General features: G+C 63.3%; 20 protein-coding genes. 10 read left to right on the forward strand and 10 right to left on the reverse strand.

The window, feature by feature from the left end:
* Nucleotides 1-53 precede the first annotated feature (53 nt).
* Together P0D73_RS28825 and P0D73_RS28830 are read right to left on the reverse strand one after the other, a co-directional pair.
* Nucleotides 54-1,181 carry an integrase gene (locus P0D73_RS28825; RefSeq protein WP_408433922.1) on the reverse strand — a complete coding sequence of 376 codons (1,128 nt, stop codon included), beginning with the start codon at nt 1,179-1,181 and terminating at the stop codon, nt 54-56.
* Nucleotides 1,182-1,472: 291 nt separating this feature from the next.
* Complete coding sequence (locus P0D73_RS28830) at nt 1,473-3,158, reverse strand: methyl-accepting chemotaxis protein (RefSeq protein WP_408433925.1); 1,686 nt, start codon at nt 3,156-3,158, stop codon at nt 1,473-1,475.
* Nucleotides 3,159-3,619: 461 nt separating this feature from the next.
* Between P0D73_RS28830 and P0D73_RS28835 the strand changes: the two genes are divergently transcribed.
* From P0D73_RS28835 to P0D73_RS28870, 8 genes are all read left to right on the forward strand, one after another.
* Complete coding sequence (locus P0D73_RS28835) at nt 3,620-4,192, forward strand: TetR/AcrR family transcriptional regulator (protein ID WP_408433870.1); 573 nt, start codon at nt 3,620-3,622, stop codon at nt 4,190-4,192.
* Between the two features lie 57 nt (nt 4,193-4,249).
* Entirely contained in the window at nt 4,250-5,125 is an 876-nt protein-coding gene (locus P0D73_RS28840; protein WP_408289724.1) for an SDR family NAD(P)-dependent oxidoreductase, read from the forward strand.
* A gap of 55 nt (nt 5,126-5,180) precedes the next feature.
* Nucleotides 5,181-5,438 (forward strand): SDR family NAD(P)-dependent oxidoreductase, encoded by a 258-nt coding sequence (locus tag P0D73_RS28845; protein ID WP_408289722.1) that lies wholly within the window; start codon nt 5,181-5,183, stop codon nt 5,436-5,438.
* A complete protein-coding gene (locus P0D73_RS28850) occupies nt 5,435-6,136 on the forward strand; it encodes an NAD-dependent epimerase/dehydratase family protein (RefSeq protein ID WP_408180432.1) in 702 nt (233 codons plus the stop codon). The genes P0D73_RS28845 and P0D73_RS28850 overlap by 4 nt, the downstream gene beginning before the upstream one ends.
* Before the next feature lie 166 nt (nt 6,137-6,302).
* Nucleotides 6,303-7,835, forward strand: a complete 1,533-nt coding sequence (locus P0D73_RS28855; RefSeq protein WP_408433873.1) for a sensor domain-containing diguanylate cyclase — start codon at nt 6,303-6,305, stop codon at nt 7,833-7,835.
* A gap of 88 nt (nt 7,836-7,923) precedes the next feature.
* Nucleotides 7,924-8,538, forward strand: coding sequence for a DUF2239 family protein (locus P0D73_RS28860; RefSeq protein ID WP_408433876.1), 615 nt, complete (start codon nt 7,924-7,926; stop codon nt 8,536-8,538).
* Nucleotides 8,539-8,961: 423 nt separating this feature from the next.
* Entirely contained in the window at nt 8,962-10,527 is a 1,566-nt protein-coding gene (locus P0D73_RS28865; protein ID WP_408289715.1) for a methyl-accepting chemotaxis protein, read from the forward strand.
* Between the two features lie 129 nt (nt 10,528-10,656).
* A complete protein-coding gene (locus tag P0D73_RS28870) occupies nt 10,657-11,964 on the forward strand; it encodes a solute carrier family 23 protein (RefSeq protein WP_408289713.1) in 1,308 nt (435 codons plus the stop codon).
* Between the two features lie 131 nt (nt 11,965-12,095).
* On the opposite strand, the gene P0D73_RS28875 is transcribed toward P0D73_RS28870, so the two are convergent.
* Nucleotides 12,096-13,751 carry a Na+/H+ antiporter gene (locus P0D73_RS28875; RefSeq protein ID WP_408433879.1) on the reverse strand — a complete coding sequence of 552 codons (1,656 nt, stop codon included), beginning with the start codon at nt 13,749-13,751 and terminating at the stop codon, nt 12,096-12,098.
* A 373-nt stretch (nt 13,752-14,124) separates the two neighbouring features.
* Between P0D73_RS28875 and P0D73_RS28880 the strand changes: the two genes are divergently transcribed.
* The gene (locus P0D73_RS28880) at nt 14,125-15,402 is read left to right on the forward strand and encodes a sensor domain-containing phosphodiesterase (protein ID WP_132376297.1); all 1,278 of its coding nucleotides are present in this window, start codon (nt 14,125-14,127) and stop codon (nt 15,400-15,402) included.
* 45 nt (nt 15,403-15,447) lie between these two features.
* The gene (locus tag P0D73_RS28885; RefSeq protein ID WP_408289709.1) at nt 15,448-16,140 is read left to right on the forward strand and encodes a copper homeostasis protein CutC; all 693 of its coding nucleotides are present in this window, start codon (nt 15,448-15,450) and stop codon (nt 16,138-16,140) included.
* A 95-nt stretch (nt 16,141-16,235) separates the two neighbouring features.
* Here P0D73_RS28885 and P0D73_RS28890 read toward each other — a convergent pair whose 3' ends face one another.
* The 7 genes from P0D73_RS28890 to P0D73_RS28920 all read right to left on the reverse strand — a co-directional run bounded on the left by P0D73_RS28890 (nt 16,236) and on the right by P0D73_RS28920 (nt 25,096).
* Nucleotides 16,236-19,823: an indolepyruvate ferredoxin oxidoreductase family protein gene (locus tag P0D73_RS28890; protein ID WP_408289707.1), complete on the reverse strand. Its 3,588-nt coding sequence runs from the start codon at nt 19,821-19,823 to the stop codon at nt 16,236-16,238.
* 222 nt (nt 19,824-20,045) lie between these two features.
* Nucleotides 20,046-21,017 carry an ion channel gene (locus tag P0D73_RS28895; RefSeq protein ID WP_408180440.1) on the reverse strand — a complete coding sequence of 324 codons (972 nt, stop codon included), beginning with the start codon at nt 21,015-21,017 and terminating at the stop codon, nt 20,046-20,048.
* A 232-nt stretch (nt 21,018-21,249) separates the two neighbouring features.
* A complete protein-coding gene (locus tag P0D73_RS28900; RefSeq protein ID WP_012431489.1) occupies nt 21,250-21,495 on the reverse strand; it encodes a hypothetical protein in 246 nt (81 codons plus the stop codon).
* A gap of 68 nt (nt 21,496-21,563) precedes the next feature.
* Nucleotides 21,564-21,794 carry a hypothetical protein gene (locus P0D73_RS28905; protein WP_132376293.1) on the reverse strand — a complete coding sequence of 77 codons (231 nt, stop codon included), beginning with the start codon at nt 21,792-21,794 and terminating at the stop codon, nt 21,564-21,566.
* A gap of 121 nt (nt 21,795-21,915) precedes the next feature.
* Entirely contained in the window at nt 21,916-22,833 is a 918-nt protein-coding gene (locus P0D73_RS28910) for a carbohydrate kinase family protein (RefSeq protein WP_132376292.1), read from the reverse strand.
* Complete coding sequence (locus P0D73_RS28915; protein WP_408180442.1) at nt 22,830-24,113, reverse strand: AGE family epimerase/isomerase; 1,284 nt, start codon at nt 24,111-24,113, stop codon at nt 22,830-22,832. Before P0D73_RS28915 ends, P0D73_RS28910 begins: the two co-directional genes overlap by 4 nt.
* Nucleotides 24,110-25,096, reverse strand: a complete 987-nt coding sequence (locus tag P0D73_RS28920; RefSeq protein WP_408180443.1) for a LacI family DNA-binding transcriptional regulator — start codon at nt 25,094-25,096, stop codon at nt 24,110-24,112. Before P0D73_RS28920 ends, P0D73_RS28915 begins: the two co-directional genes overlap by 4 nt.
* Nucleotides 25,097-25,148: the final 52 nt, after the last annotated feature.

Below are 25,148 nucleotides of genomic sequence, written 5' to 3' on the forward strand. Positions count from 1 at the left end.
AGAAGTCGTCTAGGGCATCTCCGGGCACGACGCCCTGGAGACTGCCGTTGGAGTTAGGACAATCTCTTTGCTAGATCCTCAGCTCGTGGGTGGTAGTAACGCATTAACATACGCGGGTCTTTGTGGCCCGTTATCTTTGTCAGCTCGTGCATTGGGAAAATGGATGCCAAGCGTGAGGTCGCCTCGTGTCGCAGGTCGTGAAAACGAAGGTCCGCTAGGAACTTGCCATCTGGTCTTTGCTTGATACCGTTGGACTCATCGACGTAAAGCTTGCGGGCGCGCGCTACTGCGCGCTCGAAAGCTCTTGTTACCGCGTCGCTGCGAATCTCGAACACGCGGCCGGCGTTATCTTCGTCACCTTTGCTCGCGTCATCCTTGGCTCGATTTCGCGCGTCTTTCAGCCCCTGAAGCACAGCAACGGCACGCGAAGATAGTGGCACGTCGCGGGCGTCTCCGTTTTTCGTCGACGGCAGGTGCACGACGCGGCGATTTAGATCCACGTTCACCCACAATAGGGACACGATCTCACCCCGACGCATCGCGGTTTCGACTGCCAGCCAGATAATGGACGGCAGCAGCGCCGAGCTGCTAGCCTTGGCGACCCGTTCGAGCTCGCCGTCTTCCGCGGCACGCGACTCGGGTTCTTGCTCGCTTACCGTGCTTACAGACGCGGCATTGACAGCAATGCGCCGTGTACGAGCGTTGTTAGGCTGCGGCTTTCGGATCAGTTCAATTGGATTCGACAGACTGTCCATGCCCCATTCTTTGCGGGCGATGCTGAATACATGGGACAGTACCGCCAAGCGACGTAGGACTGTCGCGGGCTTGTACTCCTTCAGCCATTCATCCCGAAGCTTCGCTACGTCTGCGCTGCGAATTGTTGCTAGTGGCCGCTTTGAGAGGTCGACTGCTTTACAGGTTTTCAGAACGGACAATTCCTGAGCCGCCCCCTTCTTTGACAGCGAGATTTCTTCTTCGTAGCGTTTCAGCGCCTCATAGAGCGTCGTTGCCTCCGCCTCACTGCGGCTGACCCACACGCCGCGCGACATTTCCGATTCAATGATGCTGGCCCACGCTTCCGCCTCGGCCTTTGTATTAAAAGTCTTGCTCTGCGCTGGGTAGCCGCGCCGGCGGACTTGGGCCTCCCATTGGGAGTGTCCACGCTTTCGTATAGTCGGCATTTTTCGGTGTTCGCTCGAGTGGAGTGTGGCAAGATTGTGGCAAATAATCGAGAGCAACGCTAGATAGCCTGATTTATATGGGAAGGTTTTTACATTCGCAATGCGAAGGTCGGGAGTTCGATCCTCCTCCTCCCACCAAGTTTTTCTTTAGAAACAACGCACCTGCTACACGCCGGTTTTCGCGCTTCTGGCCCAGGCTTTTCACTTAAGCCGCTTGGCTCCCCGAGCCAAGCCATGTCCTGCGAGAGCGCCACCCGCACACAACCACGGCGCTCAAGCAGAAAAACACGTTCAAAACTTATCCCACCCATCATCCGCACCGACCGCCGCCGTCGCCAACACGGCAACCGGCGTCGCAACCGGCGCAGCTGTCGCACGCACAACCCGCCGCACAGGCGCACCAGCCACCTCCCGCCGCACCGTCCCCTCACGCAAAGGCGCAGCAGAAACAAAACCGGCCCCGCCACCACCCAAAATCTGAAAAAACGCCACAGCCTCATTCAACTGCTGCCCCTGATCTTCCATCGACCGCGAAGCCGCCGCCGCTTCTTCCACCAAAGCGGCATTCTGTTGTGTGACGTTATCCATCTGCGTGATCGCAAGATTGACCTGCTCGATGCCACGGCTTTGTTCACTCGATGCCGCCGCGATCTCCGACATGATGTCCGTCACCCGCGCCACCGCCTGGGTGACTTCGGCCATCGTCTTGCCCGCTTCGCCGGCGAGCGCCGAGCCGTCGCGGATCTTGTCCACGGAGGTGGCAATCAGATCCTTGATCTCCTTCGCCGCGCTCGATGAGCGCTGCGCCAGGCTTCTGACTTCGCTCGCCACCACCGCGAAACCGCGGCCCTGTTCACCGGCGCGCGCGGCTTCGACGGCCGCGTTGAGCGCGAGAATGTTCGTCTGAAACGCAATGCCTTCGATGATGCCCGTGATATCCGCGATCTTGGTCGAGCTGTCGCTGATATCGTGCATCGTGTTCACCACTTGGCCGACTACCTCGCTGCCTTTCTGCGCAACCGACGAAGCATTCGCGGCCAGCATGCTGCCTTGCTGCGCGTTGTCGGCGTTCTGCTTCACCGTCGAGGTGAGTTGTTCCATGCTCGACGCCGTTTCCTGCAGCGAGGCTGCCTGCTGTTCGGTGCGCTGGCTCAGGTCCATATTGCCCGCGGCAATCTCGCGCGCTGCGCCGGCGATGCTCGTGCTGCTGTCGCGCACGCGTCCGACGATGGTCGTCAGCCGCTCGTTCATTTCGCGCAATGCGCCCAGCAGCTTGCTGGTCTCATCGTTACCGTCGACGGTGATGCGCGTGCGCAGATCGCCTTCCGATACGGTGCGCGCGACGTCGATCGCCTGGCGCAGCGGTCCGGTCACCGCGCGCGTGATCAGCACGCATGCGCCGATCGCTAGCGCCACCGCGATCAGGCTGATCGCGATCAGCAGATTGCGCTGGTTCTCATAGTGCGCCGCGTACTCGTTGATCATCTGTTCCTGGCGCGTATGCGTGTAGTCGGCATACGCGTTGGTCGCGCGAATCAGCGCGGCGAGCAACGGCCGGCATTGATCGTCCATCTTGACGATCGCTTCGTCGCGTTTATTGGTGAGCGCGAGATTGACGATGTCGGTGGCGACCGGTCCATACGACGCCTCGACCTGGTTGATCTCGGCGACGAGACTGCGCGCTTTTTCCGACGTGTCGGTAGCGGTCGCGATCATGGCATTGAGCTTCTTCAGATCGGTCTGCACATCTTCGTGTGCGCGCAGCACATCCGCTTTCTCTATGTCGAGATCCTGAGGTTTGGTCACGAGCACGAGGTTACGCGCGGCGATAGCCCGGCGATCGACAGCGGTTCGCACCTGCACCGCCATGTCCGCGCGTGCGTTGATGCCGTGCACGAAGCTGGAAAATCCATCGGTCGAGTCGCTGAGCGCTTTCAGGGAGAGCCCGGAAACCGCGACGATGATAAGAGACAGCATGCCAAAACCGGCAATGAGTTTTGCTTTGATGGTGAGGTGCTTCAGTGTCACGATTTTTTTCTCCAATAACGAAACGTGGATGCGTTCGCAATGGACTCTCAGGTCCGGGTATGGGAGCGTCTAGATCGCCGCCGCGTACCGCGGCGGGTTTGCGCGGTCTATCCCTTCGGTGTCTCACGTCAATGCATCAGTGAAAGCGCATCGCCGTGAGACACAAAATGGGTATCCCATCTACCGGATATCGGTTCGCATACTCGAGTACTGAAGGCAGATCGGGTATATCTCTAAAAGGCTTGCACACGATGACCGAGGAAAATGGATTTCGTGCCAAATGAATATATTTAGGCGTGTGATGAAAGCATCCCGTTGAGCAAGATGTCGAAAACCGCTTGAACGATTTGCCGTTCGTGTATATGATTGAGCAATCACTCATTTATTGATTGCAGCAAAACCGAATCCGCATGGCCCGTCCCAAGAGCGAAGACAAACGTAACGCCATCCTTGCTGCTGCAGCCGAGGTCATCGCCGAGCAAGGGCTGGGCGCGCCCACGTCGCGCATCGCCAAAGTGGCGGGTGTGGCGGAAGGCACGCTGTTCACGTACTTCGACAACAAAGACGACTTGCTGAACGTCCTGTATCTCGACATCAAGGCCGAACTGCGCGAAGTGATGGTGGCCGGTTATCCGAAGCACGCCACCGTGCGCGAGCGGGCGCAACACGTGTGGAACAAGTTCGTCGACTGGGGTGTCGCGCAACCGAACAAGCGCCGCGCCGTGGCGCAACTGGCCGTGTCGGAGCGCTTGACCGACCAAACGCGGGCGAAGGGCATGCAGTCGTTCGCCGACATCAACGACATGATTCAGGCAAGCGTGGCGAGTGGCGCGTTGCGGGATCATCCGCCGGCTTTTCTGTCGGCGATCATGGGCGCTTTGGCGGAAACGACCATGGACTTCATCGCTCGGGAACCGGCTGAGGCCGAGCGTTATCGCCGCGCTGGCTTCGACGCGTTCTGGAACGCGATCGCCCGCCACTAAGTTTTTTTGTCGTATTAATGAGTGATTACTTGCTCAATTAATTTCAAGGAGTGTAATGTGGCTAAGGTCTGGTTGGTTACCGGTAGCGCCCGTGGACTTGGGCGCGAGATTGTCGAAGCAGCTTTGCAGGCAGGCGAACAGGTTGTCGCGACCGCGCGTGACCCGCGTCAGTTGGCTGATCTGTCGGCGCGTTATGGCGAACGGGTCCGCGCGGTCGCGCTCGACGTCACGGATCCGCAGGCGGCGCGCCAAGCCGTGCAAGCCGCCGTTGACGCGTTCGGCCGGCTGGACGTGGTGGTCAACAATGCGGGCTTCGGTCACCTGGTTCCGTTCGAGCAAAGCTCCGAGGACGACTTCCGCGCGCAGATCGACACCAACTTCTATGGCGTCGTCAACGTGACGCGCGCGGCCTTGCCGGTGCTGCGACAGCAGCGCGCCGGGCACATCATCCAGATTTCGTCGGTGGGCGGGCGCGTGGGGATTGCCGGCTTGAGCGCCTATCAGGCTGCCAAGTGGGCCGTGGGCGGCTTCACTGAAGTGATTCGCCAGGAACTCGCGCCGTTCGGCGTTCACGTCACCGCGCTCGAACCGGGCGGCATGAAAACGGAATGGGGCAACGAGGCGGCTGGCGCCACGCCGGAATTGTGGCCGGATTACGTGCCGTCGGTGGGCGCCGTCATCGATATGCTGTCGCAGTACATCGGCCACGAAGCCAGCGATCCGGCGAAGGTCGCGCAAGTGGTGCTCAAGCTGGCTTATCACGATGCTTTGCCGGCGCATCTTTTGCTGGGCACCGACGCATTGCACTACTGTGGAGAAGGCGAGAAGGCACGCGCGGCCGACGCGCAAGCGTGGCGTGCCGTCAGTGAGTCGACGGATTTCTCCGCGCCGTCGCCGCTGCCGGCATTCCCGGCCGCATCGCCGAAAGCTTGAGCGCTGAGCCGAGCCTGGCAAGCAGGTCAAGGGCCGAAACCGACCGAAGGCAACCATGAGAACCATGAACATGGCGAACTGGACCTCCGCGGACATTCCGCCTCGGAGCGGCCGCCCCGCGGTGATCACCGGCGCGACCGGAGGGCTGGGTTTCGAGACGGCGCTTGTGCTGGCCGGCGCGGGCGCGGACGTCGTGCTCACCGGACGCAAGGAGCAGAAAGCGCAAACCGCGGTCGCCGCCCGTTTGTGGGCGATTTCCGAAGCACTGACTAACGCGCGCTGGCCCAGCGCGACCATGGAGCATGCATCATGAAGGTTCTCATTTTTGGCGCGACCGGCATGGTCGGGCAGGGCGTGTTGCGCGAGTGTTTGCGCGCGCCGGACGTCGAAGTGGTCCAGACAGTCGGCCGCACTCGCACCGGCCAGCTCGATCCACGGCTCATCGAAGTGGTTCAGCCGGACCTGATGGACTATCGCGCGGCGGAAGCATCGCTCAAGGGTTTCGACGCATGTTTCTTCTGCCTTGGCGTGTCGTCGGTGGGAATGCAGGAGGCGGAGTATGCGCGCCTCACCTATGACCTCACGTTGGCGGCGGCGCAGACGCTCGCCCGTCTCAATCCGCAGATGACCTTCGTCTACGTGTCCGGTGCAAGCACCGACGGCACGGAGCAAGGCCGCAGCATGTGGGCGCGCGTCAAGGGCAAGACCGAGAACGCGTTGCAGCGGCTGCCGTTCAAGGGCGTCTACCTGTTCCGTCCGGGCGTGATTCAACCGCTGAACGGCGCGCGCTCCAAGACCCGCTCGTACCAGTTGTTCTACACGCTGGCCCGGCCTTTCCTGTCGACGCTGCGCGCGCTTTTCCCCAACCAGATTCTGAGCACCGAAGACATCGGTCTCGCCATGCTGGCGGTTGCCCGTCACGGCGCCGACAAGGCGGTGCTCGAGACCGCCGACATCCGCGCGTTGAGCCGGTCGGCATCCGGGCCCATGCTCGATCTGCATACCGGCTGAGCACGGGCGAGCAACGGCAAGCTCGCCCGACCCGGCAAAAACCGGTCTTTTCGATGATTCGGCGCGGCACATCGTCTGGTACGCTACCGGTTCACGGTACGCGCCGGTCCGGACGCGGCCCTCTTCTTCACGCGCGTAGGTCAGCGCATGTTCGAAAGAAACGCCCATGGTGACGCGCCGCCCGAACATCGTGATTGCGATCAGTATCGTGCTGGCCAGTGCGATTCTTGCGATCGCCGTGTGGGTGCTGGCGCAGATGCGCGACGACGCTTTGCGGCGCGCCCAGGACTCGGTCTTCAACGTGTCGCTGCTGGTCGAGCGCGACGTGTCGCGCAATCTGGAGATTTACGATCTCTCGCTGCGCGCGGTGATCGACGGCCTGAAACAGCCCGGCGTGCTGGACCTGAAGCCGGCCATCCGCCAGATGGTGTTGTTCGACGGCTCGGCGAGCGCCAAAGACATGGGCTCGATCCTCGTGACCGACGAGACCGGCAACGTCAAGTTCGACTCGCAAGCCTCTCCGCCGCGCCACGTCAATCTCGCCGACCGCGACTACTTCAAGGTGCAGCGGGACTCGCCCAACGTCGGCCTGTACATCAGCCATCCGTTCATGCCGAAGATCAGCGGCAAGGAAGTCAGCATCGCGCTGAGCCGGCGCATTACGCGGCCGGACGGCAGTTTCGGCGGTGTGGTGGCCGGCACCATGCGCCTCACCTATTTCCGCAGCCTGTTCGCCGGCATGAATCTCGGCGCCGGCGGCTCGATGGCGCTGATGCTGAGCGACGGCACGATGTTGATGCGGCGTCCTTACGACCCGAAAATCATCGGTATCAATCTGACCGGCACCGCCAATTACTCGCGTTTCACCCAGCAGCCGAGCGGGGACTTCTTCGGTACGGCGGCGATCGACGGCGTCGAGCGCTGGTATGCGTTCCGCCATATCGACATGTATCCGCTGATCCTCGACGTCGCGCTATCCACGCACGATATCTACGTGGAGTGGCGGCGGCGCGCGTGGATCATCGGTTCGCTGATCGCCGCGCTCGACGTCACGATCATCGCGCTGGCGGTGCTGTTCTCGCATCAGTTGCGGCATCGCCGCGCGGCCGAAGAAGAGTTGCGCGTGCTGGCGCGCACCGACGGGCTGACCGGCCTGAACAATCGCCGCACTTTCGAGGAACACGCGGAAGAAGAATGGCGCCGCGCGCAGCGCAACGCGTGGCCGCTGTCGATGCTGCTGATCGACGTCGACAGTTTCAAGGGTTTCAACGACCTGTACGGCCATTCCGCGGGCGACGACGCGCTCACCGGCGTGGCACGCTGCATCGCGCAGAGCGTGCGGCGTCCGGGCGACACGGCGGCGCGCTACGGCGGCGAAGAGTTCGCCGTGCTGCTGCCGGACACCGACGAAACCGGCGCCACCTTCATCGCCGAGAAGATTCGCACCGCGGTTCAGGCGCTCCAGCTTCGCCACGTCGCGAGTTCGCATCATGTGCTGACGGTCAGCATCGGCATCGCCACCACGCGAGGCCAGGCATTCGCGACGAGCCGCGCCCTCCTGAATGCCGCCGACGACGCCCTATACGAAGCCAAGGATGCGGGCCGCAATCGCGTGCTGTGCTATCGCACCGTGACGCACGCGTCATCCGGAGGCGCCGCCACGGTGGCGCCTGGAACCGAAGCGCGGAACTCTGTCTGAGAGACGCAGCATAAATTTACCCGGGTAATATGTTGCATTTTAATTTAACCCGGATATAATTCGACAAATTCTTTTCTTGGAGTTTGTCATGACCGCCCGTTCCCAAACCTGCACCGCGTTCGAAGGCCATCGCCGCATCGCGTCAGGCGCTTTGCCCGACGTAGCGCTCGCGGTAAGAGAAGTGCTCGCGCGCGGCGAACAGGCGCCGGTGCTGGTCTTCGACGACATCACCAGCCGGCCGGTCGAATTCGATCTGCGCGGCACGCCCGAGCAGATCGTCGCGCGACTCGCAAGCCAGAATGACGAAGCCGAATCCGCTCACGCCGCCGTCGACGCAGCGGAGGACGCTCCGCGTGGTCGTGGCCGGCCCAAGCTCGGCGTGGTGGCGAGAGAAGTCACGTTGTTGCCGCGTCATTGGGATTGGCTGAACGAGCAGTCGGGCGGCGCTTCGGTCGCGCTACGCAAACTGGTCGATGCGGCGCGCGCTGCCGGCGAGGACAAGGACCGCCGGCGCGCGGCGCAGGAAGCCGTGTATCGCTTCATGACCGCGCTCGCGGGCAATCTACCGCGCTATGAGGATGCCACCCGCGCGCTGTACGCGGACGATCGCCTGCGTTTCGAAGAGATCGTCGCGACATGGCCGGACGACGTGCGCGACTACACCTTGCAACTCGCAGACGCCGCTTTCGCGACGCACGCGTAAAGCAGTCGCATCGCAGCATCTTCGCGAGCGCAAACAACGAATCGCACAGACGAAAAAAAAACCGCTCACGCCGGGGAAGCGTGAGCGGGAAAGTCGGAGAGTTACAACAACATCGCGTGCGTTTACTCATGGGGTCAACGCAGCAGAAACAAGTCTAAGAGCTTGCCTCGCCCCTATACATCAGACGAATCCCAAACATATCGCCAATACGCCGCCCGCAATGGCTTCTCGCGATCCGGTCTCGTGCGCTAAGCATTGCTTACAACATCCTGTCCCGGTTATTCCTGACATTTCCCTTATCAAGTCTCGGTGATGGCCGCCGTAAATGAGGTGGGAGCGCCGCTACGTATCCGATAGATCGCGAAGGTTTCGCGACGGCGTGGCGGCGCCGACGTCCCGTCGTGACTCATGAAGGATGGTGAAATGAAGTGGTTCGACCGCATGCCCGTGTTCAGGAAACTGCTGCTGGCGTTTGCCGTGGTGGTTGGTTTTTGCGTCGTGATTGGCGCGACGTCGCTGAGTACGCTGTCGGCGATGCACGGCATTACCGACGCGATCGGCGATAAGCACATGGACGGCCTGTACTGGATGGAAGAGGCGAACCGGCACAAGATCGATTCGGATCTGGCCGCCGCGAACCTCGGCTATGCCGCCGACGACGCCGGCCGTCAAAAGTTGAAGAACAACATTGTCGGCTCACTCAAGGAGATGCACGCCGCCTACGACCAGTATCGCGCGACGATCGAGACGAGCCAGGGCCAGGAAATGTTCGACGACGTGCTGCGCAAGTCTGCGGTGTGGGAAGGCATCGTGCATCAGCAGATCGGTCTCGAACCGATTCCGGCAGGTGTCGATAACAACGAACTCGTGCGTCGCGCGATTGCGTCGAGCGAGGCGCTGCGCGATCGCATCACGGCGCTGATCGACTATCGCCGCCAACAAGCCAACGACGCGCAACTGGAAGCGTCCACCGGCTATCAGCACATGCGCATCGTCATGAGCGCGCTGGTGCTGGGCGCGATCGTCGCGGGCATGCTGCTCGCCACGGTGATCGCGCGTCGTCTGTCCGGGCAGCTCGGCGGCGAACCGGATTACGCGATGCAGATCGCCAACCGCATCGCTGGCGGCGACCTCAGCGTGCGCGTCGAAACCCGCGCGGGTGACTCTCACAGCTTGCTGTTCGCGCTGCGCAACATGCGCGAGCGGCTGGCGGGCATCGTGTCGGGCATCAGCGAATCGAGCGAATCGATCCTGATGGCGTCGGGCGAAATCGCGCAAGGCAATACCGATCTGTCGCAACGCACGGAAGAGCAAGCCGCCGCGTTGCAGGAAACCGCGTCGAGCATGCAGGAACTGACGTCGACGGTGAAGATGAACGCCGAGAACGCGCAGCAGGCGGGCGGCGTGGCGCACGGCGCGTCGGAAGTCGCGGCGCGCGGCAGCCATCTCGTCGGCGATGTGGTCGAAACGATGCGTGAGCTGGCGGCGGGCTCGAAGCGCATGACGGACATCATCGCGGTGATCGAAGGGATCGCGTTCCAGACCAACATCCTCGCGCTGAACGCGGCGGTCGAAGCGGCGCGCGCCGGCGAACAAGGTCGCGGCTTCGCGGTGGTGGCAGGCGAAGTGCGCTCGCTCGCGCAGCGCAGCGCAGTGTCGGCGAAGGAGATCAAGGAGCTGATCGAAAGCTCGACGGCACGCGTAGGCAGCGGCGCTGAACTCGCCGAGCGGGCCGGGCAGACGATGGCCGAAGTCACCCACGCGGTGAAACGCGTGACCGACATCATGGGCGAGATTTCGTCGGCGTCGCAGGAACAAAGCACCGGCATCGAAGAAGTCAATCGCGCGGTCGCGCAGATGGACGACGTGACCCAGCAGAACGCGGCGTTGGTCGAGCAGGCGGCTGCCGCGGCGGCGTCGATGGCGGATCAGGCGAGGCAGTTGCAGGCGGCTGTGACGGTGTTTTCGCTGGAAGCGCAGCACGGCTGAGCGCCGCGCATTTCCCCGAGCTTGCCAGGCCCAATGGCACTCCGTACACTCGCGCCTAATTCCTGGGCGGCGCCTTTGTGCTGGCGCCGCGCCACCATAAATAGCGCCGAACAGAGGAGAACCCCCGCCATGGCCGATTCCTACTTCCCCCGCTGGCGCGCCCAGTCCGCGGCTGCCGAGGGCCGCATCGTCGGCACCGACGAGCGGCTCGCGTGGCCGCAGATGTTCGCGATGGGCGTGCAACACGTGGTCGCGATGTTCGGCTCGACGGTGCTCGCGCCGTTGCTGATGGGCTTCGATCCGAACCTGTGCATCTTCATGTCGGGCATCGGCACGTTGTTGTTCTTCGTGCTGGTGGGCGGCCGCGTGCCGAGCTATCTCGGCTCGAGCTTCGCGTTCATCGGGCTCGTGATCGCGGTCACGGGGTACGGCGGCCACGGCCCGAACATGAACATTCCGGTCGCGCTGGGCGGGATCATCGCGTGCGGGGTGGTGTACGCGCTCATCGGCCTGATCGTGTCGGCGGTCGGCACCACATGGATCGAGACGTTGATGCCGCCGGTGGTGACGGGCGCGATTGTCTGCGTGATCGGTTTGAATCTGGCGCCGATCGCGGTGCGTGGCGTGAGCGGCAGCAACTTCGATTCGTGGATGGCGCTCGTCACCGTGTTGTGTGTGGGCGCGGTCGCGGTGTTCGCGCGCGGCATGCTGCAGCGTCTGCTGATTCTGGTTGGCCTGCTGATGGCGTACGTGATTTACGCGATCGTCACCAACGGTCTCGGCATGGGCAAGCCGATCGATTTCGCCATCGTCGCGAATGCCGCGTGGTTCGGCATGCCGCATTTCACGGCGCCGGTGTTCAACATGCAGGCGATGACCTTGCTCGCGCCGATCGCGGTGATTCTGGTGGCGGAGAACCTCGGGCATATCAAGGCGGTGAGCGCGATGACGGGCCAGAATCTGGACCGCTACGTCGGCCGTGCATTTCTCGGTGACGGACTCGCGACGATCGTGTCGGGCTTCGCCGGCGGCACCGGTGTCACGACGTATGCCGAGAACATCGGCGTGATGGCCGTCACCAAGATCTATTCGACGCTGGTGTTCGTGATCGCCGCGTTGATCGCGCTGGTGCTGGGTTTTTCGCCGAAGTTCGGCGCGGTGATCCGGACCATTCCGGGTCCGGTGCTGGGCGGCGTGTCGATCGTCGTGTTCGGCCTGATCGCCGTGACCGGCGCGCGGATCTGGGTCGTCAACAAGGTGGACTTCTCCGACAACCGCAATCTCATCGTGGCCGCGGTCACGCTCGTACTCGGCGCCGGCGATTTCTCGCTGAAGCTCGGCGGCTTCGGTCTGGGCGGTATCGGCACCGCGACCTTCGGCGCGATCATTCTCTACGCTCTCCTGAGAAGGAAACCGGCGCAAGGTCCGGTGGCGTGATTTTTCTCGCGCACTGAACCACTCGTTTCCACAGGTTCGTCGGCGGCGCAGGCTTTTCTCTTACGCACGTTGTTTCGATCGAAGAAAAAGCCCTCGCCGCTGGAATCGCAACTACTCAGTGCGAGCGCCCGTTACTTCCTTCGCGCCGTCAGCGCAGTCTCCGACAAATCCACTTCGCGCATCAGCTTGTTCAACGTCTCGTCGTTGATCTCCTGACTGCTGCGCAGTTCAAGCAGCGTCTTGCGCTCGGCTCTCATGGCCGCGAGTTTCATTCTGAACTCCAGCGCATCGGCGCGGCGCGCCAGTTCGCGCGGTTCGCGTTCTTCATCGAGCGTGGCGAGGCGGCGCTGATAGAGGTCCATCACTCGTGCGGTGACATCCGCCGCATACGCCGAAGCCGACTCATCGAGATTCGCGCACTCCCTGTCGTGCACCTCGTCAACAGCGCGAATCGCGGCTTGCGCGGCCATGGTCCGTGCGAGCGCCTCCTCGGCCGCATGCGGATCCTTGCCGCGGCGCCAGCCGCTCAGCAACAGTGGCAACGCCACCACCGCCACGATCAGCGAGACCAGGATCACGCCGGATGCGATGAAGATCGCGAGATCGCGGCCCGGCAACGCGGCGCCACCCGGCAACACCTCTGGCAACGACAGCACGCCCGCGAGCGTCACGGCCCCGCGCACACCGGCCACCGTCGTCACTGCGGCGGTGCGCAAGCCCGGAACGGCATTCGCCACGCCTTGCTTCGCGGCGCTGCGGCTCGCGAAATAGCGCAGCAGCCACACCCACACGAAGCGCATTGCGTACAGGGCGCCCGCCACTGCGGCGACGTAGCCGACCAGCCGCCAGACCTGCGCGTTACTGGTCTCGTGCGCGTCGAGCAGTGCCCGGCCGAGAATGTGCGGAAACTGCAGCCCCAGCAGAATGAACACCATGCCGTTGAAGACGAACTCGATCATCGTCCACGTGCTGCTGGCGCGCACTCGCGATGACGCCGGCCCGGCGGTCACAATGGTCGTGTAGTTCATCATCATGCCGGCGGCGACCGCGGCCAGAATACCCGACAACTCGAAACGCTCGGCGACCAGGTAAGCGGCGAATGGAATCAGCAGAGTCATCACGACGCCGGGTGCCGGGTCGCCTTCTTCGGTGAGATTCAGAAAGTGGGCCGACACAAAGCCGAACAGCCAGCTCACTGCCGCGCCCGTCGCGAGGCCGCCCGCGGCGATGATCACGAAACTGATCGACGCGTCGCGCAACGAAAACACGCCGGTCAGCGCCGCGGCAATCGCGAACTTCAACGCGACCAGTCCCGACGCGTCGTTCATCAACGCCTCGCCTTCGAGGATATGCATGAGCCGCCCCGGAATCTTGTCCTTGCCGGCGATGCCGGACAGCGCCACCGCATCCGTCGGCGACAACACTGCAGCGAGCGCGAATGCAACTGGCAGCGAGATCGACGGCACCAGCGCATGCACGAAATAACCGACCACCAGCACCGTCATGAAGACGAGGCCGAGCGCGAGCATCAGGATCGAGCGTCGCGCCATGAAGAACTCGCGCTTGGGAATGCGCCATCCGTCCGCGAACAGCAGCGGCGGAATGAACAGCATCATGAAAATGTCCGGATCGAACGTGACGTGCAGCCCGAGCCTGGGCCATGCGAGCAACGCGCCGATCACGATCTGCACGAGCGGCAGCGGCAACCCGATCGGCAGGATGCGGATGACGACGCCCGACGCGGCGACGGCGAGCAAAAGAATCAATACGGTAAAGACAATGTCCATCGGTCTATTTGTGGGGATATAACGGTGTTACTTCGGTGATCTTCGACGATGCGGCCACGCGATGCTGACGAAGCGTAAGGCCGAAGTTTAGCCCGACGACGTGTTGCGCCACGCCCAGGCCGACATGGAGCGCCGCCGACCCGGCGCGGGCGTGTCTTCGCGCCCCGGCGCACCTTAACGGTGCGAGTCACGCCCACACGCGGCGCATGCTCCCTTACACGGGTGCAATCTTTCGGACAAATTTCATCGGAATGTGCGTCAGCGTGCGCATGGAGCTTGCTTAAGGTATATCGATGACGCACATTTGAGAAACGGCGCCGAAGTTGTTCGCTTCCGCGTTCGGACCGGCCCGGCTCTCGCGTGAGAGGACTGCATGACGATTGCGCAACAGGAAAGGACGGCCAGCGCGCCACATGGCTTCGGCGTCGAGATGACGTCGGGGCTCGAACGTTTCACGGTGCAGCATGGCGAACTCACGCTGAGCAGCGTGTTTCAACCAATTTTCAGCCTGTCGCATATGCGGGCGGTCGGTTACGAAGGGCTGCTGCGCGCGCACGATGCGCTCGACCGGCCCGTGTCGCCGCTCGACGTATTCGGCGAGGCCGCGCGCCTTGGCGATGTGTTGCAGGTCGACAAACTGGCCCAGACCCTGCATCTGGAAAATTTCAAGGTGCTCGGCGCCGAGCGCGAGTGGCTGTTCCTGAACGTGCATCCCGGCGCGCTCACCGATCCGTATCTCGCCGCTGCTTTGCTGGCCACGCTGAAGCGGCTCGATTTGCCGCCGCGGCGCATCGTGCTCGAAGTGCTCGAGCATCGCGCCGAAGATCTGGAACGTCTCGCCGACGCCGTGCGCCAGTTCCGCGAGCGTGGCTTCCTGATCGCGCTCGACGATTTCGGCGCGGGGCACTCGAACGTCGAACGGATCTGGCAATTGAATCCCGACATCGTGAAGCTCGATCGCATCATGCTGTCGCACGCCGCGCATCGCGCCGACATGGCGACGATTCTGCCGGGCCTCGTGGCGCTGCTGCACGAAGCGGGCAAGCTCGTGCTCGTCGAAGGCGTGGAAACCGAGCATGAGGCGCAGATGGCGCTTGCCTGCAATGCGGACTTCGTGCAGGGCTTTTTTTTCGGCCGTCCGAACCCGGGCGCGGCCGATGCGTTGCACGCGACGACGTGTATCAGCGAACTCACCGAGCGTTATCGCGATCAGGCCGACGCGCGCGAGCGCCGCAATGCCAGCCGGATCGCGCCGTACTTGCGGGCTTTCGAGCGGGCGGCGGAACGGCTCGCGGCAGGCGAACCGCTCGAGGAAGTGTGCTGGAATTTTCTCGCGCTCGACCATGCCGCGCGCTGCTTCCTGCTCGACGCGAAGGGCAAGCAGGCGGGCCGCAACGTCGTGCTGCGCGCCGATCGCGCGGCGCATGAAACGCGCTTTCTGCCGCTCGCTGATGCGCAAGGGGCGAACTGGCTGCGTCGTCCGTATTTCCGCGATGCGATCAATGCGCCGGAGCGTGTGCATGTGACGCGGCCGTATCTGTCGATCAACGAGGCGTTGCCGTGCGTGACGCTTTCGGTGGCGACCCGTGTCGGCGAGCAGACTTGCGTGCTGTGCGGCGATATCGACTGGGTGGACGAAGAGCAGTTCTGAGATCATGTCGTTTTCAACGATATTTAACGACACTCTCCCGCGCTTATGGCCGTCCTCCTCGAAGTCATTGCCACAACTGTTGCCGACGCGCGTCTCGCCGCGCAAGCCGGCGCTGACCGTCTCGAACTTGTCACCGGGATGGGCGAGGGTGGCCTGACGCCGAGCCTCGGCTTGATCGAAGCGGTGGTGGCGGCGGTCGAGATTCCCGTGAACGTGATCGTGCGGCCGCACAGCCGTTCGTTCGTCTACGACGCCGACGACTATGCAGTGATGCTGCGCGACGTGCGGGCCGTGAAAGCGACGGGCGCGAATGGCGTGGTGATCGGCATGCTGAACGCCGCTGGCGAGATCGACCGCGAAGGCCTCGCGCGTGCGATCGATGCGGCGGATGGACTGGCTGTCACCTTCCATCGTGCGTTCGATGAAGCGCGTGATTTGCGCCAATCGCTCGATGTACTGCTCGGTTTCGAGGCCGTGACGAATGTGCTGACCTCGGGTGGACAACCTTCAGTGCTGCACGCGGAGGCCACCATTCGCGAGCTGGTGCAGCAAGCGGCCGGTTCGCAGTGCACAGTGCTGGCCGGCGCGGGTTTGACAGTCGACGCCATCGCCGGTTTTGTGAGCAGGACGCAAGTTGAAGCGGTGCATTTTGGTTCAGGCGTTCGCGTGAACAGCAACGGCCTCGCGCCGGTCGATGCAGACAAAGTTGCCAAGGTCAGAGCACTGCTGAACGCATGACCAAGTAGTTGAACCAACGAAGCAAAGAAAAATGCCGCGTCGAGATCGCTCTCGAAACGGCATTTCTTCATCTGCGTCTACGTGCCCAAGAAAAACTACTTCGCTACGACCACCGGAATCCCGCGCAACTGCCCCGCGCCCTTCACCTCTTCCAGCGATTTCCGCACGGACTCACCCGTCGCCGCATCGATCTGCAAACGTGCGGCCAGATCGCGCTCACCACGCTTCACGCCCGCCAGATTCGCGAGTTTCACGTGACCATAACCGCGCGCACGAGCGTGCAGGTCGGCCAGCTTCGCCACGTCTTCCAGATTGCCGGCATTGAGCTTGGCGAGCGCACGCTGCAAGGTGGTTTCGTAATCGCCCGCGAGTTCGCGTTCCATCTTGCGCTCCAGCGTGCGGCCAAACGGATCGAGCATCGTGCCGCGCAGACTGCTGAATTTTGCCAGCGTGCCGAGCACCGGCCACATCCACTGACCGAAGGTTTTCTTGGTTGGATTCTTGCCGGATTCAGGACGCGTGAGCGTCGGCGGCGCGAGATTGAACTTGATGCCGAAATCCTTGCCGGCCACGCCTTCGAATTGCGCTTCCAGCGCCTCACGGAATGCAGCATCCGTGTGCAGACGCGCCACTTCGTATTCGTCCTTCACCGCAAGCAAACGATAGAACGTGGTCGCCACCGCGCGCGTCAAGCGTTCGCTCTTCGCGTCCACTGCGAATTCCGCGCGGCGTGCGGCGTCGACCAGCGCGCGATAACGCTTCACATAGCTCGCGCCGCCGTAAGTCTGCAGACGGCCTTCGCGATGCGCGATCAGTTCATCGAGCGTATCGACGCGCACGCTTTGCTTCGCCAGATGCCGCGCTTGCCACAGCGATTCGAGCGCGGCTGGATCTTCGGCGGCGAGGCGCCCGATCGAAAACGCCAACTGATTCATCTGCACCGCGACGTTGTTCAATTCGATCGCGCGCATCATCGCGCCGAACGACACGGGCACGAGACCCAGTTGCCAGGCATAACCGAGCATCAGAATGTTCGCGCCGATGGTGTCGCCGAGAAACCGCGTGGCGAGGGCCTGCGCGTCGCACGTCGACATACGCTCCGGGCCGGCCGCGTGACGCATCTTGTCGAGCAGCGCGTCGGCGTGCAGCGTCGCGTCCGGATTCGTCACGAACGTGGCGTTCGGAATCGCATGCGTATTCACGACGATGCGCGTGCGGCCATGACGCACCGTTTGCAGCGCATCGGCGCTTGCGCCCACCACCATATCGCAGGCGAGTAGCACGTCGGCCTGTTGCGTGTCGATGCGTACCTGATTGAGCCACTCGTCGCGCGCGGCGAAGCGTACGAACGACAGCACCGAGCCGCCCTTTTGCGCGAAGCCCATGAAGTCGAGCACCGACGCGCTCTTGCCTTCCAGATGCGCGGCCATGCTGATCAATGCGCCGACCGTCACGACGCCCGTGCCGCCGACACCCGTCACCAGAATGTCGTACGGCGCGGCATCGAGATGCGTGGCAGGAATCGGCAACGCGTCGACGCGCGCAGCTAGCGCTTGCGGATCGAATGCGGCGCCCGCGGCTTTCTTCAGCTTGCCGCCTTCCACCGTGACGAAGCTCGGGCAGAAGCCGTTCACGCACGAGTAGTCTTTGTTGCACGACGATTGATCGATGCGACGCTTGCGGCCCAATGCCGTTTCAACCGGTTCCACGGATAGGCAATTCGACTGCACGCCGCAATCGCCGCAACCTTCGCAGACTTCCTCGTTGATGAAGAGGCGCTTGTCCGGATCGGGGAATTCGCCCTTTTTCCGGCGCCGGCGTTTTTCCGCCGCGCAGGTCTGGTCGTAGATCAGCACGGTCACGCCATCGGTGTCGCGCAATTGACGCTGCACGGTGTCCATCTCGCTGCGATGGTGAAACGTGGTGCCCTTCGGAAACTGATCGTGATGGCCGTCGTATTTCTCCGGCTCGTCGCTGACCACGACGAAGCGCGACACGCCTTCGGCTTCCACCTGACGCGCGATCTGCGGCACCGAGATGCTGCCGTCCACTGGTTGGCCGCCCGTCATTGCGACGGCGTCGTTATAGAGAATCTTGTACGTGATGGTGGCCTTCGCGGCTACGGCCTGGCGGATCGCCAGAATGCCCGAGTGGAAGTAGGTGCCGTCGCCGAGATTCTGGAACACGTGGCGCGTTTTCGTGAACATCGAATGCGACGCCCAGTCGACGCCTTCACCGCCCATCTGGATGAGACCGGTCGTGTCGCGTTCCATCCACGACGCCATGAAGTGGCAGCCGATCCCCGCATGCGCGATCGATCCTTCCGGCACTTTGGTCGAGGTATTGTGCGGGCAACCCGAGCAGAAGTACGGCGTGCGCTTCACGCTGTCCGCGGCGTTCGAGAGAATTTGCGGCGCGACCAGATCGACCACGCGTTCGCGGCGATCGAGTGCGGGCTTGTGCTTCGCGAGCCAGTTGGCGAACACCGGCAGAATGCGCGACGGCCGCAATTCGCCGAGCGACGACAGCAGCAGCGTGCCGTCTTCGGCGTTCTTGCCGACGACGATCGGCCGCGTGCCTTGCGTGCGGTTGTACAGATAGTCCTTGATCTGCTGTTCGATGACCGGGCCTTTCTCTTCGATCACCAGCACTTCGGACAAGCCGGAGACGAACGCGTCGATACGCGTCATCTCCAGCGGAAACGACAGGCCGACCTTGTAGATCCGTACGCCGGCCGCTTCCAGATCGGCGACCGTCAGATCGAGGCGGCGCAGCGTTTCCATCAGGTCCAGATGCGCCTTGCCGCAGGTCACGATCCCCACGTTCGCATGCGGGCTCGGCGCGATCCATTTGTCGATGCTGTTCACGCGCGCGAAGTGGCGCACCGCGTCGAGCTTCGCGTGCATCCGCGATTCGATCGTCAGGCTGGGCAGATCGGGCCAGCGGTTGTGCAGGCCGCCTGCCGGTGCTTCGAAATCCCGCGGCGCGGCCCAGTCTGTGCGCAGCGCGTCGAGATCGACCGTCGAGCCCGATTCGACCGTTTCGGAGATCGCCTTGTAGCCGACCCACGCGCCCGAGAAGCGCGACAACTCCCAGCCGTACAAGCCGAACTCGAGCATGTCGGCGATGTTCGACGGATTCACGACCGGCATGTGCCACGCCATCATCGCGAAGTCGCTCTGATGCGGCATCGACGACGACACGCAGCCGTGGTCGTCGCCCGCCACCACCAGCACGCCGCCGTGCGGCGACGACCCGTAGGCGTTGCCGTGCTTGAGCGCGTCGCCGGCGCGGTCCACGCCCGGGCCTTTGCCGTACCACATCGCGAACACGCCTTCGACGGTGCGCTCCGGGTCCGATTCCACCCGCTGCGTGCCGAGCACGGCGGTGCCGCCGAGTTCTTCGTTGATGGCGGGCAAGAAGCGAATATCACTCGCCGTGAGCAGTTTTTGCGCTTTCCACAACTGCTGATCGACCATGCCGAGCGGCGAGCCGCGATAGCCGCTGATGAAGCCGGCGGTGTTCATGCCGCGCGCCTTATCGGCGGCGCGCTGCATGAGCGCGAGGCGCACCAGCGCCTGAGTGCCGGTCAGGAAGATTCGGCCGCGCGTCGCGGTGAGGTTGTCGGAAAGCTTGTAATCGGCCAGTGCGGGCGTGCCGTCGATGGGCAGGCGAGCGGTCATGGGTGAGTCTCCTGTTTTGCATCCGCGCGCAGTGGTGGGGACCACGAAGGTGGCGCAGCGAAAGAGACTCTATTTTTTAGCGGCAATGGGAGAGAATTTTTTCTACTTTGACCGGCCGCTCGCGAATAGGCGCGACGAGCCACGCGTTCTAGTGGCGTTTTGAGATGGATCTCCCACGCAACGGCCGGATTCGGGTATGCCCTGGTGCGTTTTTCGAACGGCTTACGGTGCCGGCGCCGTTGCCTTGGCGGCCGCGAGGGTCGTATCGTCGAGCGGCACGATTTCGTCGAACAGCGCGTAATCGATATGACTCACGCCGTCTCGCTCGCTCATGATGTCCACGAAACGGTGATGCCAGTAGATCTGATCGCACGACCACATATGGCGCGCCTGCATGGTTTGCGAAGTCGATTCGTCGACGCCTTCCAGGGTGAGAATCAATGAGGTGTCGAGGCGCTTGAGCGTTTCGGCGGTTTCGCCGAACAGCGGGCTGTTTTCGTCGACGATGTGCATCACCGTCCAGCCCAGTTTGAACACCGGGTGTTGATCGCGCACCAGCGTGAGGTCGTACAGTTTGCGCAGCGTATAACCTTCGGCCGTGGTTTCCTGGCGCAGAATGCGCAGCCTTGCGCGGGCCTCGGCGATCACGTTCTGACGCGCGTTGGCCGAGCGCACCATCAGCGTCATGCGGCCGTCGAGCGGCCGGATCACCGCGTAACGCGTGAACATGATTTTGGCGTGCGGGCGCGAAAAGCGCGCGAAGATCAGCCCCGTCGCCAACGCGATGCCGGACATGCCGACGAAAATTTCCAGCGTGGCGATCCAGTGCGCGTAGACGGTTTGCGGATGCATGTCGCCGTATCCGACCGTCGCGAGCGTTTCGACGCTGAAGAAAAACGCGCCGCCGAAACCGGCTGGAAACTGGTTGGCGATCGGCGCATTGCCGAGCATATAGAGCTCGGCGAACGTCGTGTTGAGCAACACGAACAGGACTGCGAGCGAGACGAAAAACGTCGGCCACCGAACCACCAGAGCGCGGTGATAGAGATCCTGCCAGAGCGGCGTCGGCATGCCGTGCGCGATGATCACGCGATCGTCCAGACGCAACTCGCGGCTGCCGCGCGAGCGGCGCGCCGGTGCGCGTGCTTCGGCGTCGCCGAAGCCGGAAGGACGGTCTGACGGTTCAGTCACCATCGCAGGCTCGTGGAAATGAAAACGGCCAAAGCGTAGCACGCCGCTTCGTCCGCGGAAGGTGATTTTCGGCGTGGTGCGCGGGCGCGTGAAAGCGCGCCGCTGCCGTGTGCTCGCCGTGCATGCACGGCGTTTCAGCGAGGCATATCAACACGGCCTCACGGTGCGCTTGTACCGCGCACTGAAGCAATCACGCAATCACGCACGCGCGCCACAGCGTACGCGCGCTTCGGACTTACGGGAAGGCTCGCGGCTTGGGAATGCCAGCGCCGTGTTCGATATCATCGACGGCTTGCTGATGAGCTGCCGCGACAGCTTCGGTTTCGTCGCCGTAGCCGTTGTCGCCGCCCACCGTCGTCCACGATTTGACGGCTTTCTCGCGATGGCGGATTTCGTATTCCGCGTCCCAGCGCGCACCGTTGAGTTCGAGTGGGCGGACGTGAATCGAATACACGCCGTAGAGGAAGAGCTGTTCAGCCATGACCGCCTCCGGCCGGTTGGTTCAGGGTGGCGCAACGCGAACGCAAACGCGCGGCGCCGGTTTTCTACCTAGAGTTCGATTTCCCCAAGGATGCGGTGAGCGAGCGCTTTGGCTTCCTCGAGCGCTTCTTCCGGCGTCGACGAAGTGGCTTCGACTTCGTAGAGCGTGGTTTCCTGATCTTCCGTGGCGTCGCCTTCGTCGCGCGAGAGGGTGACCACGCCTTGCCAGGTATCTTTTTCTATTTCTCTGGTCGAGGCCGTGGCCGTGTAGATGCCTTTGGTGTAGGTGATGTCGTCCATGGCGTCTCTCCGTCTTCCAAAGGTTTCGGTTTTTTCATCCTAGCACGATGACGGAGCTTCGGTTCTCCGCCCTGGCGGCGCGCCATGCCGGTGACAATGCGCGCCGCACAAGGCAACAGAATTACAGCAGCGCGACGACTTCATCGAGCGACGGCGCGTGCGCGCCGGCATGGCGGCAAGCGGCCGCGCCGGCGGCCAGCGCGAACGCCAGGTGCTCCGGCCACGCCCGCTGCGGCGCAGTCATCAGGCTGAATAGCAGGCCGCCGATCGACGCGTCGCCCGCACCGACCGTATCGACCACCTCGACGCGCGGCGGCCGCGCTTCGCTCACCATAGCGCCGTCGATCAGCACGGCGGTCTCCGGTCCGCGCGTCACCAGCACGGTGGCGGCCGGATTCATGGCTCGCAACTGCGCAAGTGCGCCGGCCTCGTCGTCGGTCTTGAACAGCAGGCGCAAGTCCTCGTCCGACACCTTGATCAGATCGGCGAGCGCGGCCATTTTCCGCAGCGTGGGTTCGTAGCCGTGCTCCATCAGATTCCGATAGTTCGGATCGAAGCTGATCTTCACGCCTTGCGAACGCAACTCGGCCGCCAAAGTGGCGAGCGTGTTGCCGATGGGTTGGCGAACGAGGCTGATGCAGCCGAAGTGCGCCCACTTCACCTGACCGATCCAACCCGCCGGCAGGCGGGCCGGATCGAAGGCCAGATCGGCGCTGTTCTCGCCCATGAAGAAGTACGCGGGCGGATGCGTCTGATGCACGATCGCCAGCAAGGGCGGCTGCTCGACGCGCTGCATGAAGCGCATGTCGAGCCCGGCCGCGACGCTCGCGTTCCACAACTCATCGGAGAAGTTATCGACGCCCAGCGAGCCGGCGCACGCGGTCGGCAGACCGAGCCGCGCCACGCAGCGCGCCACGTTCCAGCCGGCGCCGCCGGGGCGCGAGAGCCATTGCGAAGTGCCGGTGCGCACGAGATCGGTGAGGATGTCGCCGGCTGAGACGAAGAAGGGAAATTCGTGGTTCGCGCTGGGATTGCTCATTTTGTTTGCTCCGCGGATTCGGGCGCAGCGGCCGCCCCGTCGGGCAGCGCGTGGGCCAGTACTTCGTAGCACGCGCCCATGGTGTGATAGTCGGTCTTGCCGGCCGGACTCTTTTCGTCGCTGTACTTGCGGTTGTCGCACGTGAGGATGCGGTACCACGCACCATACTTGTGATCGACGAAATGCGCCCAGCTATAGCGCCAGATCTCGTCGTACCAGTCCCAGAAGCGTTCGTTGCCGGTGCGCTTGCCGAGCAGCGCTGCCGTGGCGAAGGTTTCCGCCTGGACCCAGAAATACTTGTCATGGTCGCACACGGTGCCGTCGGGGCCGAAGCCGTAATAGAGGCCGCCGTGGTCTTCGTCCCATGCGTGCGTCATGGCGGCGTCGAACAGTTCGATGGCGCGCGGCAGCAGCCACGGCAATGGACGGAAGCGCTCGAGAATCAGCAGCAGCTTCGCCCATTCCGTCTGGTGTCCCGGCTGGAAGCCCCACGGGCGGAAGATGTTCGAGCTGTCCTCCTCGTTATAGTGCCAGTCGACCGACCAGTCCGCGTGAAAGTGCTCCCACACCAGACCCTGCGACAGCTTCGCCTGACGCAGCGTGATATTCGACGCCACCCGTTCCGCGCGATCCAGATAGACGAGATGGCCGGTCGCTTCATGCGCGGCGAGCAGGGCCTCCGTGGTATGCATGTTCGCGTTTTGCCCACGGTACGAACTGACCCGCCACTCGGGCGACGCTTCGTCGGCATAGAGGCCCGCGGCGGCGTCCCAGAAGCGATGTTCCATCAGTTCGAAGGTCGCGCCGATCATCGGCTTCGCTTCCTCGATGCCGGCCATCGCCGCATGCGAATAGGCGAGCAGCACGAACGCGAGGCCGTAGCAGTGGCGCGTCGCGTCGAGCGTGCGCTTCTTGCCGTCGTGCCATTCGAGCTCCCAGTCGTAGCCTTCGTGCTGGGCGTCCCAATGCGCTTCGCGCAGGAACTGCAAGCCGTGGCGCGCGTACTCGAGATGCTGCGGGTCGCCGAACTGGCGATACGCCATCGCGTAGTTGAACACGTAGCGGCAGCTGCTCACCAGATGCCGCGTGGTTTTGTCGTAGACCGAACCGTCGTCGCGGAAGAAATGGAAAAAGCCGCCGCTCGGATCGAACACGTTCGGTGCGTAAAAGCGCAGCGTGTCCTCCACATGCGCGAGCAGAAAGTCGCGTGTGCGGAAGCTCTCGACGGGCGGCGCCGGGGTGGCACCGTTGGCAGGGTGAAGCGGATCGGATTGCGTCATGGCATTTTCACCAAAGTACTGGCACGGGCAATGAGATGGACGGGCAAACGGACTTCCAGTTCAGCAGGGGCGTCTTCGAGCAGAAGCTCGACGCCGCGCCGGCCGAGCGCTTCCTTGTCGACCGAAATGGTCGACAGCGGCGGCGTGGCATGGGCGGCGGCGGGAATGTCGTCGAAACCGATGATGGCAATGTCCTCGGGCACGCGCAGTCCGCGTGCGAGGCACGCGCGCAGCGCGGCGAGCGCGGCGGCGTCGTTATAGGCAAACACGGCGTCGGGGCGCGTGCCCGGTGCATCGAGCAACTGATGCATCGCACGCGCGGCGCCGCTGTCGGGGTCGAGGCCGGCATCTATCGTCACTTCCAGCGACGGGTCGAACAGCAAGCCCGCTTCGAAGAACGCGCGCCGGTAGCCGAGCGCGCGCTGCGCGATGCTGAAGTGCGCGAGCGAGCCGCCGATGAACGCGACACGCTTGCGCTGCTGCTCGAACAGATGCCGCATGGCGAGCGTGGCGCCCGCGGCGTTGTCGAGATTCACCGAGCGCATGCCGGGCGCCCACAGGTCGATCAGCACGAGTGGGCGCTGCATCGCCACCAGCGTGGTTAGCGTTTCCGGTTCGACGAAACCGGCAATTGCCACCGCGTCGGGCGCGTGCAGGCGCATCTGCTGGATCACGTCTTCGGTGGGGCCGGCGGTCAGCACGGACGGCACGATGCCGCGTTCGCGGCAGGCGTCTTCCACACCGTGCAGCACGTGCGAAAAGAACGGGCTGACGGCGAAATTGTTGTGCTGACGGTGCAGCAGGAACGTGAGACGGCGAATGCGCGGGCGCAGTTGGGCGGCGTCATAGCCGAGCTTGCGCGCCGCTTCGACGACGCGCTCGCGGGTGGCCTCGGAAAGGCCCGGCTGGTTCTTCAATGCGCGTGAGACGGTGCCGATCGACACGCTGGCCGCGCGGGCGACGTCGCGGATGGTTGTGGCCATCGAATGAAGCGGACGCGCAAGGGCGGCCGCACGGTGTTTGGGTTCGGGCGAT

Origin of the sequence: Paraburkholderia sp. RL18-101-BIB-B (genome assembly GCF_046026985.1) — a bacterium.
Taxonomy (GTDB): Bacteria; Pseudomonadota; Gammaproteobacteria; order Burkholderiales; family Burkholderiaceae; genus Paraburkholderia.

What these genes read in the sequence shown, in the direction of transcription:
- P0D73_RS28825 (WP_408433922.1), bottom strand. Translation starts at nt 1,181, where the DNA reads ATGCCGACTATACGAAAGCGTGGACACTCCCAATGGGAGGCCCAAGTC.
- P0D73_RS28830 (WP_408433925.1), bottom strand. Translation starts at nt 3,158, where the DNA reads ATGCTGTCTCTTATCATCGTCGCGGTTTCCGGGCTCTCCCTGAAAGCG.
- P0D73_RS28835 (WP_408433870.1), top strand. Translation starts at nt 3,620, where the DNA reads ATGGCCCGTCCCAAGAGCGAAGACAAACGTAACGCCATCCTTGCTGCT.
- P0D73_RS28845 (WP_408289722.1), top strand. Translation starts at nt 5,181, where the DNA reads ATGAGAACCATGAACATGGCGAACTGGACCTCCGCGGACATTCCGCCT.
- P0D73_RS28850 (WP_408180432.1), top strand. Translation starts at nt 5,435, where the DNA reads ATGAAGGTTCTCATTTTTGGCGCGACCGGCATGGTCGGGCAGGGCGTG.
- P0D73_RS28855 (WP_408433873.1), top strand. Translation starts at nt 6,303, where the DNA reads ATGGTGACGCGCCGCCCGAACATCGTGATTGCGATCAGTATCGTGCTG.
- P0D73_RS28860 (WP_408433876.1), top strand. Translation starts at nt 7,924, where the DNA reads ATGACCGCCCGTTCCCAAACCTGCACCGCGTTCGAAGGCCATCGCCGC.
- P0D73_RS28865 (WP_408289715.1), top strand. Translation starts at nt 8,962, where the DNA reads ATGAAGTGGTTCGACCGCATGCCCGTGTTCAGGAAACTGCTGCTGGCG.
- P0D73_RS28870 (WP_408289713.1), top strand. Translation starts at nt 10,657, where the DNA reads ATGGCCGATTCCTACTTCCCCCGCTGGCGCGCCCAGTCCGCGGCTGCC.
- P0D73_RS28875 (WP_408433879.1), bottom strand. Translation starts at nt 13,751, where the DNA reads ATGGACATTGTCTTTACCGTATTGATTCTTTTGCTCGCCGTCGCCGCG.
- P0D73_RS28880 (WP_132376297.1), top strand. Translation starts at nt 14,125, where the DNA reads ATGACGATTGCGCAACAGGAAAGGACGGCCAGCGCGCCACATGGCTTC.
- P0D73_RS28885 (WP_408289709.1), top strand. Translation starts at nt 15,448, where the DNA reads ATGGCCGTCCTCCTCGAAGTCATTGCCACAACTGTTGCCGACGCGCGT.
- P0D73_RS28890 (WP_408289707.1), bottom strand. Translation starts at nt 19,823, where the DNA reads ATGACCGCTCGCCTGCCCATCGACGGCACGCCCGCACTGGCCGATTAC.
- P0D73_RS28895 (WP_408180440.1), bottom strand. Translation starts at nt 21,017, where the DNA reads ATGGTGACTGAACCGTCAGACCGTCCTTCCGGCTTCGGCGACGCCGAA.
- P0D73_RS28900 (WP_012431489.1), bottom strand. Translation starts at nt 21,495, where the DNA reads ATGGCTGAACAGCTCTTCCTCTACGGCGTGTATTCGATTCACGTCCGC.
- P0D73_RS28905 (WP_132376293.1), bottom strand. Translation starts at nt 21,794, where the DNA reads ATGGACGACATCACCTACACCAAAGGCATCTACACGGCCACGGCCTCG.
- P0D73_RS28910 (WP_132376292.1), bottom strand. Translation starts at nt 22,833, where the DNA reads ATGAGCAATCCCAGCGCGAACCACGAATTTCCCTTCTTCGTCTCAGCC.
- P0D73_RS28915 (WP_408180442.1), bottom strand. Translation starts at nt 24,113, where the DNA reads ATGACGCAATCCGATCCGCTTCACCCTGCCAACGGTGCCACCCCGGCG.
- P0D73_RS28920 (WP_408180443.1), bottom strand. Translation starts at nt 25,096, where the DNA reads ATGGCCACAACCATCCGCGACGTCGCCCGCGCGGCCAGCGTGTCGATC.